General features: G+C 72.2%; 12 protein-coding genes. 6 read left to right on the top strand and 6 right to left on the bottom strand.

Features of this window, described 5'->3' with window-relative positions; all coding sequences use genetic code 11:
- Window positions 1-9: 9 nt before the first annotated feature.
- Both AB0M01_RS10525 and AB0M01_RS10520 read right to left on the bottom strand, forming a co-directional pair.
- Window positions 10-552, bottom strand: a complete 543-nt coding sequence (locus AB0M01_RS10525) for a hypothetical protein (protein ID WP_363667744.1) — start codon at window positions 550-552, stop codon at window positions 10-12.
- Window positions 552-1,166 (bottom strand): hypothetical protein, encoded by a 615-nt coding sequence (locus AB0M01_RS10520; RefSeq protein WP_363667742.1) that lies wholly within the window; start codon window positions 1,164-1,166, stop codon window positions 552-554. The genes AB0M01_RS10525 and AB0M01_RS10520 overlap by 1 nt, the downstream gene beginning before the upstream one ends.
- Window positions 1,167-1,320: 154 nt before the next feature.
- Here AB0M01_RS10520 and eccD point away from each other — a divergent pair, with 154 nt between their 5' ends.
- Complete coding sequence (eccD, locus tag AB0M01_RS10515; protein WP_363667740.1) at window positions 1,321-2,703, top strand: type VII secretion integral membrane protein EccD; 1,383 nt, start codon at window positions 1,321-1,323, stop codon at window positions 2,701-2,703.
- A 1-nt stretch (window position 2,704) separates the two neighbouring features.
- A complete protein-coding gene (gene eccB / locus AB0M01_RS10510) occupies window positions 2,705-4,129 on the top strand; it encodes a type VII secretion protein EccB (protein ID WP_363667738.1) in 1,425 nt (474 codons plus the stop codon).
- A gap of 87 nt (window positions 4,130-4,216) precedes the next feature.
- On the opposite strand, the gene AB0M01_RS10505 is transcribed toward eccB, so the two are convergent.
- Genes AB0M01_RS10505 through eccCa form a run of 3 tightly spaced genes read right to left on the bottom strand, consistent with a single transcriptional unit; the run spans window position 4,217 to window position 10,278 of the window.
- Window positions 4,217-5,911 carry a hypothetical protein gene (locus AB0M01_RS10505; protein ID WP_363667736.1) on the bottom strand — a complete coding sequence of 565 codons (1,695 nt, stop codon included), beginning with the start codon at window positions 5,909-5,911 and terminating at the stop codon, window positions 4,217-4,219.
- Window positions 5,911-6,261 carry a hypothetical protein gene (locus tag AB0M01_RS10500; RefSeq protein ID WP_363667734.1) on the bottom strand — a complete coding sequence of 117 codons (351 nt, stop codon included), beginning with the start codon at window positions 6,259-6,261 and terminating at the stop codon, window positions 5,911-5,913. Before AB0M01_RS10500 ends, AB0M01_RS10505 begins: the two co-directional genes overlap by 1 nt.
- Window positions 6,262-6,312: 51 nt before the next feature.
- Window positions 6,313-10,278: a type VII secretion protein EccCa gene (gene eccCa / locus AB0M01_RS10495; RefSeq protein ID WP_363667732.1), complete on the bottom strand. Its 3,966-nt coding sequence runs from the start codon at window positions 10,276-10,278 to the stop codon at window positions 6,313-6,315.
- A 149-nt stretch (window positions 10,279-10,427) separates the two neighbouring features.
- Here eccCa and AB0M01_RS10490 point away from each other — a divergent pair, with 149 nt between their 5' ends.
- Both AB0M01_RS10490 and AB0M01_RS10485 read left to right on the top strand, forming a co-directional pair.
- Window positions 10,428-10,739 (top strand): hypothetical protein, encoded by a 312-nt coding sequence (locus AB0M01_RS10490; protein WP_363667730.1) that lies wholly within the window; start codon window positions 10,428-10,430, stop codon window positions 10,737-10,739.
- 34 nt (window positions 10,740-10,773) lie between these two features.
- Window positions 10,774-11,070 (top strand): hypothetical protein, encoded by a 297-nt coding sequence (locus AB0M01_RS10485; protein WP_363667727.1) that lies wholly within the window; start codon window positions 10,774-10,776, stop codon window positions 11,068-11,070.
- 87 nt (window positions 11,071-11,157) lie between these two features.
- Here AB0M01_RS10485 and mycP read toward each other — a convergent pair whose 3' ends face one another.
- The gene (gene mycP, locus AB0M01_RS10480) at window positions 11,158-12,432 is read right to left on the bottom strand and encodes a type VII secretion-associated serine protease mycosin (RefSeq protein WP_363667725.1); all 1,275 of its coding nucleotides are present in this window, start codon (window positions 12,430-12,432) and stop codon (window positions 11,158-11,160) included.
- A 112-nt stretch (window positions 12,433-12,544) separates the two neighbouring features.
- Between mycP and AB0M01_RS10475 the strand changes: the two genes are divergently transcribed.
- Window positions 12,545-12,928, top strand: coding sequence for a YbaB/EbfC family nucleoid-associated protein (locus tag AB0M01_RS10475; RefSeq protein WP_363667723.1), 384 nt, complete (start codon window positions 12,545-12,547; stop codon window positions 12,926-12,928).
- Window positions 12,928-13,281 (top strand): hypothetical protein, encoded by a 354-nt coding sequence (locus AB0M01_RS10470; protein WP_363667721.1) that lies wholly within the window; start codon window positions 12,928-12,930, stop codon window positions 13,279-13,281. Before AB0M01_RS10475 ends, AB0M01_RS10470 begins: the two co-directional genes overlap by 1 nt.
- The last annotated feature ends 32 nt before the right edge of the window (window positions 13,282-13,313 follow it).

Genomic DNA, 13,313 nt, shown 5'->3' with positions numbered 1-13,313 from the left:
GCACCAACTTCAGCTCACCGCAGCGACATCCAGGTAGGCGCAGCCGTTCGCCAGCAGGAACCGCAGGTCACCCAGTACGTCGCCCGGCTCGGCGGTGACCACCTGGCAGATGTCCCAGAGCGTCGGTGCGATCGATCCCCATTGCCACAGCTCGTAGCAGCTGGTGTCGAGCCTTGCTGCGGTGCCCAGCCCCGGCAGCCCGACGGCGTACTCGTCCAGCCGCTCCGGGCTGTTGCCCAGACCGACGAACAGGACTCCCAGCCGATGTCTCCGCGCGAACTGCTCGACGTCGTCAGCGCTCGCCACCAGTCCGAGCTCGGCCAGCTGCTGCAGATGCCCTGCCGCGCCAGGGATTCCGGCCTGCTCCGCCTGGCCCAGCACGTCCGCGTCGGTCCACTTCTCCTTGCCAGTCTCGCGCAGCCCGTGGGCGAGCACCCAGGTGGCGAAGGCGTCCTCCTCCACCCGGTGCTGTTGCCAGCCGGCCCGGATCGTGTGCAGCAGCCCGTCGTCCGACGCGCGGAGCCCGGTGTAGTGGCCAACGGGGAAGACCATCACGCCACACCTCTCCGGTCGAGGTACGCCGCCCGCACGCACAGCAGCCCGTGCACCGACCGCAGCATCCCGGTGAGCACCTCGCGCGGCTCGGTCTCGTCTGGAGCCGTCACACCGACCCGGCGGGCCACCTCGGCGGCGTCCTGGCAGGCGATCCAGAGGTGCGGCGTCAGCTGGGCCCACGCCCACACGTCATACACGGCACTGGAGACCTGGACGATCGGCTGGCCGAGCAGGCCGATGGTCTGCAGGACGCCCTCTTCCTGGTCTGGGCCGAGTCCCATCAGCAGCGGGATCAGCTGGTGTCGCTGGGCGAAGTCGACAGCTGGTCCGGCCTCGGGGTCCACCTCGGCGAGCAGGCCGACCGCCAGCAGCTGATCGGTGATCGCGGTGACATCGGCAGCGCTCACCTCCAGCCGCTCAGCAGCGGCAGCGACCGACGAGCGGGTCGGCCGGTCGTCGTCACCGGTGCCGTGGGCAAGCAGCCACACGACGTACTCGGGATCGGTCAGCTCGACCAGGTTCCGGCCCGCACGGACCTGCTGGCGCCGGTTGCCTCCGGCGGTGTGCAGCGCACCTACGTCGTGCCCGACAGGCAGCAGCAGCGGCTCCACGGGCGGCCTCCTTCGGCATCGGCTGGTTCGACCGACCGTAGCCAGCGGAGCCTGTCGCGCGCGGGGAGTGGCCGCAAGAGGTCAGGGGAGCCCGTCGGCACCGCGGGACGCCGACAGTGTGCAGTGGAAGGGAAGTGGACCACGGAAGGTTGCCATGCACATCACCGGACTTCTCCGCGTCACGGTTTCCACCCCGCAGCGCCGGCTGGACCTGGCGTTGCCCGAGCAGTCGTCGGTCGCCGAGGTCCTGCCCGGCGTCCTGACCAAGGCCGGTGAGCACCTCGCCGACGAGGGCGCGCCGGGCGGCGGCTGGGTACTGCGGCGCTCCGACGGCACGGAGCTCGTCCTCGGCCGCAGCCTGGGCTCGCACCGGATCCGCGACGGCGAGATCCTGCACCTGGTGCCGCGCCGCCTGGAGTGGCCGGAGCTCGAGTACGACGACCTGGTCGACGCGGTCGCCTCCGGCTCGGGCCGCCTCGGCGCCGCCTGGGCGCCCTGGCACACCAGGCTGGCCGGACTCGTCTGCGCGGCGGCTGCGCTCGTGGTGGTCGCGGTGACGATCCTGCGGATGGGAGCGCCTTGGCACGAGCCCGCCGGGTGGTTGCTGATCACCACGCTGGTGCTGGTCGCCGGTGCGGTCGCCCTGGCCCGGGTGGTGGGTGACTCCGGAGCTGGTGTGATGGTCGGCGGCATCGCGCTGCCCAGTGCCGCGCTCGGCGGCGGTCTCCTGCTGGCAGGTACGGCGGAGTGGCCGGCGATCGGCGCACCGCAGGTGCTGGCCGGTAGTGCTGCGCTGATGCTGGCGGGTGTCGGCTGCTACCTCGGTGTGGTCGACGGCGCGATGCTGTTCGTCGCGGCTGCTGCTACCGGCGTGCTGGGTGTGCTGGGTGGATGGATCGGGACCTCCGAGGCTCTCGACAGCCACGACGTCGCAGCGATCCTCGGTGCCGCGCTGCTGGCCTTCTCGCCGATGCTGGCGTCAGCTGCGCTGCGGCTGGGCCGGCTACCGATGCCGATCCTGCCGAGGACCACGATGGACCTGGTCCGCGACGACCCGCTGCCACCCCGCAAGGAGGTGTACGGCGCGGTGGTCCGCGCCGACGGCCTGCTGACCGGGATGCTCGCCGGGCTCGCCCTGGTGCTGTCGGTCTGCGAGATCCTGCTTGTGCTCGCTGACACCAGGTCGGCGACGATCCTGGTCGCACTGCTGACCGCCGGGGCGTTCCTGCGCACCCGGCTCTACCCGATCGTGAAGCAGCGGTTGCTGCTGCTCATCCCCGCTCTGACGGGCGCTACCGGGTTGGCGCTTGGCCCGCTGACCAGACAGCTCACTGACCCGGTCGCGGTGATCGCTCCGGGCGTTCTGCTGCTGGCAGGCCTGGCTGTCTTCCTCGGGCTGCGCTACAGCAACCGCCGGCCCGGCCCCTACCTGAGCCGGTACGCCGAGGTCGCGGAGATCGTCGTCGTCCTCGCACTGATCCCCGTCGCGGCGGCCGTACTCGGTCTGTACGGCGTGGTCCGGGGCTGGGGAGGCTGAGATGGCGACCAGGAAGGACCAGCTCCAGTCCCACCAGTTCTCCGTCCAGCGGATGGTGTCGGCGCTGGTCACCCGCGAGACCGACCCGGAGCAGCCGCCGTTCAAGCGCCCGCTCGGCGCTGCTGTCGGTGGCGTCGTGATCCTGGTGCTGGCGCTGGTCGTCGCCGGCGTCTACGGGCTGATCGTGCCGGGTGGCAGCAAGGCGTGGAGCGGCGGCGACGTGGTCGTCGTGGAGAAGGAGACCGGGACACGGTTCGTGTACGTCGACGGGCATCTGCACCCGGTCACCAACTACACCTCCGCGCTGCTGGCGCTGGGGAAGAACGGCCAGGTCCGCCGGGTCTCGCGCCGCTCGCTGGCCGACGTACCGCGGGGACCGCTGATCGGGATCGAGGACGCACCGGACGCGTTGCCGGACCGCAAGCGGCTGCTGACCGGGGGCTGGACGCTGTGCTCCGAGCCGGCCCTCGACAGCAGCGGCGCGGCCACCAGCGAGTCGGTGCTGATGATTGGCTCCCGGCCGCCCGGCGACGCGCCGATGACGGACGCGGCGATGCTGGTCGAGGTGATGGAGACCCGCGACTGGTACCTGATCTGGAAGGGCTACCGGCACCGGATCCAGAAGTCCGACACGACCACGGTCGGCCTGGCGCTGGGGTCGGAGCCCTGGGCGCGCGTCGGCGCGGCGTTCGTCGCCGCGCTGCCTGATGGGGAGCCGATCGCTCCGCTGGCGATCGCCGGTACCGGGAAGCCGTCGTACGCGGTGCAGGATCGGGGTGGGGTGCGGATCGGGCAGCTGTTCGTGGTGACCACGGCCAGCGGCGCCCGGCAGCACTACGTGGCGCTGAAGGACAAGCTGCGGCCGATCAGTGCGCTGCAGTACGACATCCAGCGCGCCTACCGGCCGGTGGCCGCGGCGTACGGCGGGAAGTCGCCGAGCGCGTTCGAGATCGGGCTGCTGTCGCTGGCCCGGGCCGAGTCGCCGTCGACCGCCGCCGACGAGGGGCAGGCACCGCGGAGCCGGCCGGAATTTGTTGCCCCACGCAACGGCCAGGGGACGGTCTGCGCGGGCTTCCAGCCTGGTGACCCGGTGCCGTCGGTCTCGATCGACGCGGCGATGCCGGCGCGGGACGCTGCGGCGGTGACGGTCAAGCGCGGCAAGCTCGGCACGGCGCTGGCCGATCGCGTGCTGGTCGAGCCCGGTACGGCGGCCGTGGTCGAGGCGATGCCGTCCGATCAGGCGAAGGCGGGCACGGTCTCGGTGATCACCGATCTGGGACGCACGTACCCGCTGTCCGACCCGACGCTGCTGGAAGCCCTTGGCTACAAGGGAGTCGTGCCGGTCCGCATCCCGGCCCAGCTGGTCGCGCGGATCCCGCAGGGCAGCGGCCTCGACCCGGTGGCGGCGGTCCAGCCCGTGCACTGAGCCGGCCGGCCCGGCCGGTCTCCCGCGCCGCGCCCGCACGCGAACCGGCCCGGACATCTGCGATGTCCGGGCCGGTTGCGTTGCCGGTCAGGTGGCCAGGCGACCGACTCGCTTCTGCGTCTCGACGGCCTGGGCCTCCTCGACCTTCCACAGCTCCTCGTCGAGCAGCTGGATCGTGTCGATCGGCTTGTCGCGCTCGTCCTTGCGCCGCCGGTTGGTGACCGGGAGCGTCGGGAACGCCCCGGGCAGCTCCCGCCCGGCCTTGCCGCGCAGCCCGACCGGTACGCCGGGCGTCTCGTCCTCGCGCGTCTTGCGCTTCCGGTTGACCGGCCGGATCGCACCAGCGCCCGGCCTGCCGCCGCGGCCGCCACCACCGGCGCCCGCCGCGCCGCCCATCGGCGGCATCATCGGCGAACCACCGGCCGGGCCGCCCGGCGTACCGGCGGACGTCGTACCGGAGGCGGAGCCGGGAGCTGCCGGGCCGCGGCCGACGGCGGCCTGGTTGGGCGGGGTGAGCTGCTCGCCGGCCCGCGGGATCAGCTGGTCGCCGCCGCCCTTGCCGAGGCCGACGTCACCGCCACCGCCGCGCAGCCCGCCCAGCCCGCTGCCCCCGCCGAGTCCGCCGCCCAGACCGCCGCCACCACCGCCGAGCCCGACGGGCTTGCCGAGCGTGGGAAGCGGCGGCAGCTTGCCCTTGCCGTTCGGGCCGGACCCGTTGAGACCAGCCCCGAGCGGCTGCAGCGGAAGCCCACCGGCCGGCGGCAACGGCAGACCGTTGTTCGGCAGCGTCTGCGTGGGGAGCTGCGGGAGCCCACCGTTCGGAAGCGTTGGCAGCCCGCCGCCGCCCGGCGACAGCCGGGACAGCTCGGTACCGCCGGGACCTCCGCCCACCGGGCCAGCCGGCCCACCCGGAGCACCCCCGGGACCGCCGGTAGCTCCGCCAGGGCCACCGGCGGCACCACCGGGACCACCAGCCGCGTCAGCTGGACCACCCGCACCGCCACCAGGCCCGGCCGCATCCGCGGGCCCTCCAGGAGCTCCGCCGGGCCCACCGGTAGCGCCCGCCGGCCCTCCACCAGCTCCAGCCGAAGCAGGACCGGCCCCAGCTCCAGCAGGCACACCGCCCGGCCCAGCACCGTTCGCCCCCGGCCCGTCCCACTTCAACTGCGCCGCAGCCGACGTGACCTGCTGCCCGGTCCCCTCGTAGATCGTCCCGAGCAGATCGAGCGCCGTGCCCAGCTGAGCGACCGTCGGCCGGATCTGGTCGACGTACTGGTTGGCGATCTCGGCCTCCGAGGCCACCATCGCCGCCCCCGGCTCGTTGATCGTGTTCGCCGCGTACTGCCGGGCGAACGCGATCTGCCGGTCGGCCTCGCCCTTGATCACCGCGGCCTGCTCGACGGTCCGGGTGATGTTCGCGGCCAGCGAGGTGAGGGCGTTGACCACCCCCGACCCACCGGACGGCCCGGCGGCCGCCCCGACGATCGAGCCGTGCGCGGTGGCGAGCGACCGGGTCGACCGCTCGGTGGCCTGCTCGAACAGCTTCGCCGCGTCGTCGGTCCACGACGTCATCACCTGGCTGGTGTTCCGCGGCAGCTCGGTGACCGCGTCGAAGATGCCCTGGCCCGCCTGGTCCCAGGCGTCCTTCGACGCGTTCACCGAGGCGACCATTCCCCGCTCGCCGGACGCGACCTGGAACAGCTGGTTGAGTGCTGCCTCCAGCTGGTCCAGCGTGGTGGCGCTGTTCACACCGGCGCCGTCGTTGTAACTGGTCTTCGCCATCAGTTGCCTCCTCGGCCGGGCCCGGTCGGGGGCCGCAGCAGCGCGTTCATCGTCGCGGTGTTCGCGGTGATGACGCCGTCGTAGTTCTGGTGCGTCGCGGCGGCCGCCGACTGGTACCCGCGCAGGCCCTGCGTCGTCTCGGTCATGAACTGCCCGAGCGTCTGGCGGGCCTGCTGCTCGCTGGTCAGGAACGCCGCGCCCTCGGCCATCGAGCTGGTTCCGGTCGCCCCGGTGGCCCGCTGGCCGACCGCGCTCGCGTGGCCCTCGAAGTTGTCCGCGACGACGCCGAGCTGGCCGCTGAACGTGCCGATGTCCTCGGTCCTGTGCGCGCTGATGAATTCGCCTGCCATCGATCCTCCTTCATCTCACGAGGTGCGGCCGGTGCCGCACCGGGAACTGCGTCAGACCGCTCGCTCGTCCGACGGGGGATGGGTCAGCTGGACGAGCTGACTGTCGCCCTGGCGGTTGACCAGGAAGCCACGGCCCGGCGGCAGCGGCTGGGCCCGCAGGCCGCCGAGCAGGATGCCCTCGTCGCGGCTGCCGGACAGCTGGAGGCCGGGCGACCCGACCGCCCGGATCTTGGCCAGCACCGGCTCGAACAGCCCGCGCATCGCGCCGCCGGTCCGCCGGGCCGCGTAGATCCGCAGCCCGATGTCGGCGGCCTGCGGGATGTAGGGCAGCAACGGCATCAGCGGGTGACCCTCGCCGGTGGCGACCATGTCGTAGTCGTCGATCAGGACGAACACGTCGGGGCCCTGCCACCAGGAGCGTTCGCGCAGCTGCTGCGGTGTCACGTCCGGCCCCGGCAGTCGTTCCTCGAGGATCTGGACGAGCCGGTTGATCAGGTTCTCGGTGACCTGGTGGCCGGTGCCGTAGCCCAGCAGGTTGGGCCCTTCGACGGTCCCGAGCAGGCTGCGGCGGTGGTCGATCACCAGCACGCAGGCCTCGTCCGGCGCGTAGGTCTCCGAGATCCGTCGCGCCAGGGTCCGCAGGAAGCCGGTCTTCCCCGACCCGGTGTCCCCGAGCAGGATGAACGTCGGGTTGGCGTTCGGGTCGAGCAGCACCGGTTCGAGGCTGCGCTCGGCGACCCCCACGGCCAGCCCGGCCTCCTGGGAGCTCGCGCCGTTGCCCGCCTCGTACGGTACGTCGGCCGGCAGCAGCCGGACCTCCGGCGCCGCCATTCCCGGCCAAGCCTCGGCCACGGTCCGGACCAGCTCGGCCAGCCCGACAGACACCCGCTCCTCGCCCTGCGGCTCGCCGAGCCGGGGAGCCGCGATCAGGAACTGGTGGCGCCCGGTGATGATCCCGCGTCCCGGCGACCGCTCCGGGACCAGCGCGGCCGCGCGCCGGTCCACCATCGAGTCGATCGGGTCACCGATCCGCAGCTCCAGCTTGGTGCCGCACAGGTCCCGGACGTTGGTGCGCAGGTCGAACCAGCGCGCCACACTGACCATCAGGTGTACGCCGTACGCCAGACCGCGCGTCGCGATGTCGGCGAGCAGCTGCTCCAGGTCCTCGAAGTCGTTGCGGATCGTCGCCCAGCCGTCGACCACCAGGAACACGTCGCCGTACGGCAGGTCGGCCAGCTCGCCCTGCCGGCGCCGCTCGCGGTAGGTCTCCATGCTGTCGATGCCGAGCTGGGCGAAGGTCTTCTCGCGCTCGGCGACGATGCCGAGCACCTCGATGACGCTCCGGCGTACGGCGTTGACGTCCTGGCGGCCGGCCACGCTGCCGACGTGCGGCAGGTCGCGGACACCGGTCAGCACGCCGCCGCCGAAGTCGAGGCAGTAGAACTGCACGTCACGTGGTGAGTGGGTCATCGCCAGCGCGCTGATCATCGTCACCAGGGCAGTGCTCTTGCCGCTCTGGACAGAGCCCGCCACCGCGACGTGGCCACCACCAGCGGACAGGTCGAGCAGCAGCGGGTCACGCCGCTGCTCCAACGGGCGGTCCACGACCCCGGCGACGATCTGCAGGTGCCCGGGCCGGTAGCGGCCGACCGGGTACTCCGCAGGTCCGTTGGGCAGCACAGTGCCGAGCGCAGGCGCCTGGTCCAGCGGCGGCAACCAGATCTGGTGCGCGGGAGTGCCCTTGCCCTCGAAGCGGTCGACCAGGACGTCCATGAGGCTCTCGCCGACCGCCTCGTCGAACGCGCCGTCCGGATCGGTTACTGCGTCCTCCTCGTCCTGCTCGACAGCTGGTGCGACGTACCCGCTGGAGTAGTCGAGTAGCTCCACGCTCTGGTCACCGAGCACCGGTACGGCGCCAGGCACCGGTCGCCGGTGCACACCGGACACGTACGCCGACCGGAAGCGGTCCATCTGCTCGGTGCCGACCCGCAGGAACCCGTGGCCAGGTGCGCGCGGCAGGTGGAAGGCGTCGTTGACGCCGAGCACAGTGCGGCTGTCGATGTCGGAGAAGGTCCGCAGACCGATCCGGAACGACAGGTGGGTCTCCAGCCCGCGCAGCCGACCCTCCTCGAGTCGCTGGCTGGCCAGCAGTAGGTGGACACCCAGTGACCGGCCGACGCGGCCGATCTGGACGAACATGTCGATGAAGTCGGGCCGGGCGGTCAGCAGCTCGCTGAACTCGTCGCAGATCACCAGCAGCGTCGGTACCTCGTCCAGCGGGGCGCCGGCGGCCCGCGCCTTCTCGTAGTCGCGCAGCGACGAGTAGTTGCCTGCAGCCCGTAAAAGCTCCTGCCGGCGGAGCAGCTCGCCGTTGATCGCGTCGGCCATCCGGTCGACCAGGTGCAGCTCCTCGGCCAGGTTGGTGATCACCGCGCTGGTGTGTGGCAGCTTGTCCAGCCGGGTGAAGGTCGCGCCGCCCTTGAAGTCGACCAGCGCGAAGTTCAGCGACCGCGGCGGGTGCGTGATCGCCAGCGCCAGCACGAGTGTGCGCAGCAGCTCGCTCTTGCCCGAACCGGTCGCACCGATCAGCAGGCCGTGCGGGCCCATCCCTTCCTGCGCGGACTCCTTCAGGTCCAGCTCGATCGGCTGCCCGTCGGACCGCAGCCCGAACCGGACCCGTAGCCGGTCCCGGCTCGGCTTCGGCAGCCAGGTGTCCTCGGGGTCGAACTCGAACGGGTCACCGAGATCGAGCAGCTCGGCCAGCCCGAGGTCCGCGCTCAGCGGCTGCTCGCCGTGCTGCCCGGCGGTCAGCCTGAGCGGAGCAAGCTGCCGGGCGAGTCCCTCCGCGGTGGTCAGGTCGAGCGTGTCGGCGTCGCCGATTCGTTCGGTCCCGTCCATCGTCTCCGCATGCAGCGCGCCGTCGGCCTCGACGTCGAGGCTGATCGCGCTGGTGTCGAGCGCTCGTGGTGGCGGGAAGGTCAGGTCGAGAACAGTGACGCCCTCCAGTCCAGGGCCGGCCAGCAGATGGTCCGAGCCGTCGGCGACTCCGCCGTCGATCACGACCACCAGGTGCGGCCCACCGGCCCAGCCTGCGGTGTCGGGATCGAAGCGGGGACGGTTGGTCAGCAGATCGTCGAGCATCGCCTCCAGCGCGGTGATCGTCGGTGCGATCAGCCGGAGCGGCCCGAGCGCGTCGCTGCGCTCGGGGTGGAGAGCGTGCGGCAACCACTTCACCCAGTCCCAATCCTCACGCTGGTCCGGGCCCGCGCACACCGCGATCCGCAGGTTGTCCGGGGCGTGCAGCGAAGCGAGCTGGGCGACCATCGCCCGGGCCAGCGACCGCGACCGGTCCTCGTCACCCGGCAGGTAGATCCGCGCGAACCCGGTCACCGCGATCGCCAGCGGCAGGTTCGACACCGTCGCGTACGTCGAGACGAAGCGCCGCAACGCCAACGCGGACAGGGGTTCCAGCCGCTCCAGCGGCTGGGTGTCGGGCGGCACGATCGTGGTCGCCGGTCCCTGCCGGCCGACGCCGATCCGGGTCACGCCGAAGTCGGCGTCGTCCTGGCGGCGCTCCCACAGCCGGTAGCTGCCGACCAGCGCCCACAGCGACCGCGGATCGGGGTGCAGGTAGTGCAGCGTCTCGCGCTGCTGCTCGACCGACCGGCCGAGCCGCAGCCGCTGCTGGGCCAGGTGCCGCAGGTAGGTCCGCCGGGCCTGGCCCATCTCGACCTTGCCCGCGCCGCTGTTACGGCTGAGCACCCCGGCGACGATCATCCCGATCATCGCCAGGCCGAACAGGCCGAAGATGACGTACCGCAGGCTGCTGGCGATGCTGCCGGAGAACATCAGCATCATCGCGCCCATCATCGCCACCATCGGCAGCACCATCAGCATCTGCGCCCACTGCCGGCCGCCCGGCTCGGGCACCTCCGGCGGAGCCTCCAGCAGCAACTCGCCACCGGGCAGTTCGGGCGCCGGGCGCCGCATCGGGCGTCGTACCACCACTGTTGCCATCGTCAACCTCCACCGATTCGCTGCGCTCCGATCATCACGGGCCTGAGCGGGGCCCGGACCGTGGTGGCAGGAAGGTGTCGCCGGGACCGGCGCGGGGAGTGCCGTCCCTACCTTGGCGGTGAGGTTCCACCACCAGGAAGGAGCAGAGGATGAGTGACTTCATCCAGGGTTTCACCGAGAGCATGACCCAGCACGCCAACCGCACCAACGCCTACGGGCAGGACCTGAGCGGCAACGCCACCCGGGCGGCCTCGACCACGATGGACCTGAACGGTTCGTGGCGCGGTCCGGGCTACACCGCCGCGTCGGCGGTCGGCGACAACTGGCAGAGCGGGGTGCGTCCGCACCACGCGCGGGTGGAGAACCGGTCCGCCGGCGTCTCCAGCATCAGCTCGCAGTACGACAGCACCATCGCCAACAACGTGCAGGCGGTCAACAGCGTCGGTTCGCTGACCGCCTGACCGACAGCACCGGACACCGGAAGGAGCAACTCGGATGCCAGAGATCTACCAGGCCTTCAGCGGGATCGGGATGTCCGCGCAGTCCCTGCGCGGCGTGTCGTCGGACCGCACCATGATGGCCGAGGACGAACTGCGCGCGGCGAGCAACCTGGCCAGCGGCGAGTGGACCGACAGCGCGTCGGACGGCCACTTCGCGGCGACGCACCAGGAGGTCACCGGAACGCTCGGGGCCGCGGACCACGCCCAGAACCAGGCCGTCAAGTGGGACCAGTGCGCGGCCGACGGTGCCAGCACGCTGGCCACCTGCCGGAGCATCGCAGCCAGTCTGTGAGCCTCGGTACGACGAAAGGCCCCGGCCGGGTGATCCGGCCGGGGCCTTGCTGCGTTGGGGTTTCGAGGCTGCCAGTGCTCCGGCAGCTCAGGCGAACAGCCGCTCCGGCGGCAGTTCGGACTCCTGGGCCGGGCGACGCACGACCTCCGAGCGCCCAGCGGCCCAGCGCCGGCGCCGGCCCGCGACGAGCAGCGCACTACCGACCACGATCACGCATGCACCGGCGAGCGCGAGCGTCGTCATCCAGCGGGCTTCCGCGCCGGCCGTCTTCCACCAGGCCGCGAGCGCCAGCGCGTTGTGATCCGGCGGCGGCGCCTGCATCGGCGGCAGCTCACGCGCCGCCGTACCGATCATCGCCTCCGTCACCGCCCGGTAGGGATCCACGATGCCCGCGCCGTACTGCAGGCTGTCCGCCCCACCGCGCGCCGGGCTGGCCGTCGCCTTCAACCGCTGGATCACCTGTGCAGCCGTCAGCTTCGGGTACGCCGCCCTGACCAGTGCAGCGCTCCCCGCCACGAACGGCGCGGCGAAGCTCGTCCCGTCCGCGTAGGCGTGCCCCGCACTGCGCGCCGCCGTCAGCACGGAACCACCGGGCGCCACCAGATCGACGTACGGGCCGAACTGCGAAGCCTGCAACCGCGCCCCACCGTTGTCGATCGCCCCGACTCCGAGCACGCCGGGGTACTGCGCCGGGTACGACGGCAGCACGCCGGGCGCATCGCCCTGCCGGTTGCCGACCGCCGCAACCACCACGACGTCCTTCCGTACGGCGTACGCGACGGCTTCCCGCACCGGCTTCTGGTCCTGGTCGCCCGACATCGACAGGTTGATCACCCGCGCGCCCTGGTCGACGGCGTACCGGATGCCCCGGGCAAGGATCTGCGGGTCGATCAGCTCGGCCTGCCCGTTCTGGCCGGCCTCGCGCTCACTCACCCGCACCGGCAGGATCCGCGCCCCCGGCGCGATCCCCTGAAAGCCGACGCCGGCGGCCCGATCAGCGGCGATGATCCCGGCCACGCCGGTGCCGTGCGAGACGCAGTCGAAGTTGCCGGGCAGCGTGCCGACCAGGTAGAAGTCGCGGCCCCGCAGCACCTTGCCGGCGCGGCGCAGCTGCGGATGATCGGCGTCGACGCCCGAGTCCACGACGGCGACCGTCACGCCGTTGCCGGTGCTGAACGGCCAGGCCCGCTGGGGTTTCAGCAATTCCTGGGCCCAGGGCAACAATCGCTCGACCGGCCGGCCTGGTTCGGGGTTGGTGCAGGCGCCTCGTGGCGGCGCGGCCGAGGCGGGGACGACGACCGGCCCGGCCGCCAGCACGGCGGCCGAGATCAGCAGGACCGGAACGCGCCACCTCGTCTTCACCCTCCGAGGGTCGCGGAGGTCCCGGGCGCTCCGGTGCTGGTGGCCGGAAGCGGTCAGCGGCCGTCGTACGGCGTACTGGCCGGGAGAGTGGGCGGGAACAGAGGAGGCGGGGATGAGAGCTCAGGACGACACCGGCGCCGGGCAGTCGCTGCTCGGCCAGCTGGAGGCCGCCGACCGCCGGTTCCGCGAGTACCGGTCGGTCAGCCAGGACACCACCGGCACGGCGCACTCCGACGACGGCCTGATCGAGGCCACCGTCGGCCTGTACGGCGAAGTGCGCGAGATCGTCCTCGACCCGCGGATCTACCGGGCCGCCGACGCCACCGCGCTGGCCGAGTCGCTGCGCGACGTGATCAACGCGGCGGTCGCGGACGCGCAGGCGACCGCGGCCGGCCGGCTGTCGGCGCTGTTCCCCGGCGGGCTGGACGACCCGGCGGACCTCGCCTTCGAACCGCTGAACGCCGAACTGCGCAAGCACCGCCGAGGAGGACTGTGATGAGCCAGGGACCGATCAACTTCGGCGGTGTCGGCGACATCGACATGTACCCCGAGCAGACCCGCGAGGCGATGCGCCGGCTGGAGAAGGCCGGCACCGACTTCGGCACCCGCTGGAGCCTGCTCAGCGCCGCGATCCGGGTCGGCGAGCTGGGATCGACGACCGGCTTCGACACGCTCAGCGTGCGGTTCCGGGAGACGTACAACCCGGCCAAGCCGCCGATCCAGGAAGCGTCGGACGCCGCCAGCGGCAACGTCGGCGGGATGGGCCGTCAGGGCGGTGTCATCGTCGGCAAGTACGTCGAGTCGGCGCAGCGCGACGTGGCGCGGATGCGCTCGGTCGGCGACCTCTGACCTCGGGTCTTGGGCGGCGTGACGACTCCTGA

The organism is Kribbella sp. NPDC051770 (assembly GCF_040681455.1).
In the GTDB taxonomy this organism is placed as follows: domain Bacteria; phylum Actinomycetota; class Actinomycetes; order Propionibacteriales; family Kribbellaceae; genus Kribbella.
This window is presented reverse-complemented; position numbering and strand designations above follow the sequence as displayed.